The organism is Pseudomonas sp. PvP100, from assembly GCF_017833055.1.
GTDB classification, from domain to species: domain Bacteria; phylum Pseudomonadota; class Gammaproteobacteria; order Pseudomonadales; family Pseudomonadaceae; genus Aquipseudomonas; species Aquipseudomonas syringae.
In genome coordinates, this window is the sequence record NZ_JAFIBO010000001.1 from 1611674 (window position 1) to 1614393 (window position 2720).

Sequence of the window (2720 nt, forward strand, 5' to 3'; positions counted from 1 at the left end):
GCTAGGCCGGGTTGCTCTCAGTCATGATTGGGCACTGGCTCGCGGCGCGCAAGGATCAGATCCCGCTCCGAATAAAAGCCCTGCACCAGACGATTCTTTGACCGGTACTCGCACATCACCAGCAGAGTGTCCGGGAGAGGAGTGATCGCAGCTTCATGCTTGACCACCATGATTTTGCCGCCCGAGCGAAGGCGTACATGTGCTCCTGGTTCGAATGTGCCCATCTTCAGTCCTCACAAGGGTTTTGATGTACGCTCTGTCCAGCCGCCGCCCAGCGCCTTGTAGAGATTGACTTCGGCGGTCAGCTGCGACAGTCGGTCGGTGATCAGGGTTTGTTGAGCGCTGAATAAAGAGCGTTGTGCATCGAGGAATGTCAGGCTGCTATCGACGCCAATGCGATAGCGGCGTTCGGCAAGGCTGTAATACTCCCGGCTTGCCTGTACAAGGTCGCTCTGCGCTTTCAGCTGACGTTTGTAGGTCTGGCGCGCAGCCAGACCATCGGAGACCTCCTGAAAGGCGGTCTGTATCGATTTTTCGTACTTTGAAACGCTTATATCCTTCTGGATCTTCGAGTAATCAAGACTTGCCCGCAGACTGCCGGCGTTGAAAATCGGGATATTGATCTGCGGCGAAAACACCCAGCCTCCCGAACCCGCTTTAAACAGGCCGGACAGCTCGGTGCTGGATGTACCGGCGTTGGCCGTCAGGGTAATACTCGGGAAGAACGCCGCTCGCGCAGCACCGATACTGGCGTTGGCCGACTGCAACTGGTATTCGGCTTCCAGAATGTCCGGGCGTCGTTGCAGCAGGTCAGAAGGCAGCCCCGCAGGCACTTCAGCGAGCCATTCCGAGGACAACGGACGGCTGGGCGCGGTGTCCGCAACCGCCGTGCCCACCAGCAAGGTCAGGTTATTGAGGTCCTGGGCGACCTGACGCTGGAACGTCGCCAGACTTGCTCGTGCGCTCTCCACCGATGTACGCGACTGGGCCAGGTCCAGTGACGAGGAAGCGCCGACTTGCTGGCTACGAGTGGTCAGCTTCAGGCTTTTTTCGTAGGACATCAGCGTGTCCTGAGTCAAGGCTAACAGCTCCTGGTCGGCACGCCAGGTAAGGTAAGCGGTGGCGACACTTGCCACCAGACTGAGTTGAGCGCTGCGCCGGGCCTCTTCGCTGGACAAATAGGTGAGCGAGGCCTGATCGCTGAGGCTGCGTATGCGTCCGAACAAATCCAGTTCATAAGAACTGATGCCCAGCGTCGCCGAATAAGTACCGCTGGTCACCGGTCCGCCGGTCTGCGTGATACTGGCGGGCTGGCGTTGCCGGGTACCGCTGCCCGTGGCGCTGATCGCGGGAAACAGATCGGCGCGCTGAATGCGATATTGCGCTTGATAGGCCTCGACGTTGAGTGCTGCCACGCGCAAGTCACGATTGTTGAGCAGGGCGCTTTCGATAAGTTGTTGCAGCGTAGGGTCGCGGAACAGGTCACGCCATCCCATGTCCGCCGCCAGTGGGCCAGAAAGCGCTGGCGCCGAGTCGAAAGATTGTGGGTAGTGTGCGGCAACCGGGGCTGCCGGGCGCTGATAGTCCGGAATCAACGAGCAGCCGCTCAACGACAGTACGGCAAATAGCCATGGGCTAACGGATTTGTTCATTCTGCGCATACCAGCCACTTGGCCAGCCCATGTCGACCGCTGATACCCAGCTTGGCGGCGGAGCGTTTCAGATAGGTTTCGACAGAACTGCTCTTGACGCAAAGCTTCTCTGCGATTTCAGGAACTGTGCTGCCCGCGAGGAATTCCAGACAGGCCTCTTTCTCCCGTGCCGAGAGTGAGACGTCGCAGGCACGCAAGCGCTCGTTGAACTCGCTTTGCAATTGCTTGTGCTCGAGGGAAAGCGGGCCATGGGACAGCGCCCCCCCAGCGCTTTTCATACCGGATTGGCGATGGGCGCGGGCATGGCGCTCCGACAAAGGCAGCAGGGCCTCCGAGAGGTATTTCAAAAAAGACAGTTCTTGCAACGAGTAATCTTTGTCAGCTTGCGGACGGTGCAGTGAGATCACACAACAGCGATTGGCCTTGCGCGAAATCATGCTGCACTGGTGGGAGGTTCCGAGACAGTCATTGCCTTGCTGGTTTTTCATCCGGGCGTTCAGGTGAATCAGCAGGTCGTCCTCTACCTCCAGCACGCGCTTGACCAGTGGATGGTCGCTGCGGTGTCTGGCACGGGTCGGACACACCGTTTGCATCTGCGGATTCAACTCAGCGCCCGCGTAGCCCAGCAACTGTACATCGGTCACCGTCGCCTGACTGTCATCAACGGTCCACTCGCTCAGTTCCACACGGCTTACAGCCAGCGATGTATTGATTAACTGGTACATGTTGCTCAGAAACATGTCATCTCCGACGCTAGACACCAGCTTCCCGAGTTCCAGATAAATGTGCGTTTTCACTTCATCTTTGGCATTCACTTGTCGGTTCATATGTCCATTCCTGAAGATCAGAAGTTGCGTGCAATTCTGTCGCCCAGACTGTGAATTCGGCCCTAAGACCGCTCAAATCCTTCGCGCCTCAACATCACTCGAATCCGGTATCAAGCGCGATTATCTTCACAAGAAACGATTCAGCTTGAGGATCCAATTAAGCTGAGTTGTGCAGGAAAAGTCTGTCACGGGATACCGGGACATCCTGCACAACCGAGCGGTTACCCGTCAGAAAGTGCGG

3 protein-coding genes are annotated in these 2720 nt (G+C 57.5%); all 3 read right to left on the reverse strand.

Going from position 1 to position 2720, the window contains the following annotated elements:
• Positions 1–17: 17 nt before the first annotated feature.
• From JOE39_RS06945 to JOE39_RS06955, 3 genes are read right to left on the reverse strand one after another with little or no spacing between them, the layout of a single operon-like run.
• The gene (locus tag JOE39_RS06945) at positions 18–224 is read right to left on the reverse strand and encodes a hypothetical protein (protein ID WP_032661764.1); all 207 of its coding nucleotides are present in this window, start codon (positions 222–224) and stop codon (positions 18–20) included.
• A gap of 9 nt (positions 225–233) precedes the next feature.
• Complete coding sequence (adeC, locus tag JOE39_RS06950) at positions 234–1652, reverse strand: AdeC/AdeK/OprM family multidrug efflux complex outer membrane factor (protein ID WP_210077649.1); 1419 nt, start codon at positions 1650–1652, stop codon at positions 234–236.
• Positions 1649–2479: a helix-turn-helix transcriptional regulator gene (locus JOE39_RS06955; protein ID WP_024692741.1), complete on the reverse strand. Its 831-nt coding sequence runs from the start codon at positions 2477–2479 to the stop codon at positions 1649–1651. Before JOE39_RS06955 ends, adeC begins: the two co-directional genes overlap by 4 nt.
• Positions 2480–2720 lie beyond the last annotated feature (241 nt).

Coding starts and splice junctions, on each gene's coding strand:
- JOE39_RS06945 (WP_032661764.1), bottom strand. CDS start 224: ATGGGCACATTCGAACCAGGAGCACATGTACGCCTTCGCTCGGGCGGC.
- adeC (WP_210077649.1), bottom strand. CDS start 1,652: ATGAACAAATCCGTTAGCCCATGGCTATTTGCCGTACTGTCGTTGAGC.
- JOE39_RS06955 (WP_024692741.1), bottom strand. CDS start 2,479: ATGAACCGACAAGTGAATGCCAAAGATGAAGTGAAAACGCACATTTAT.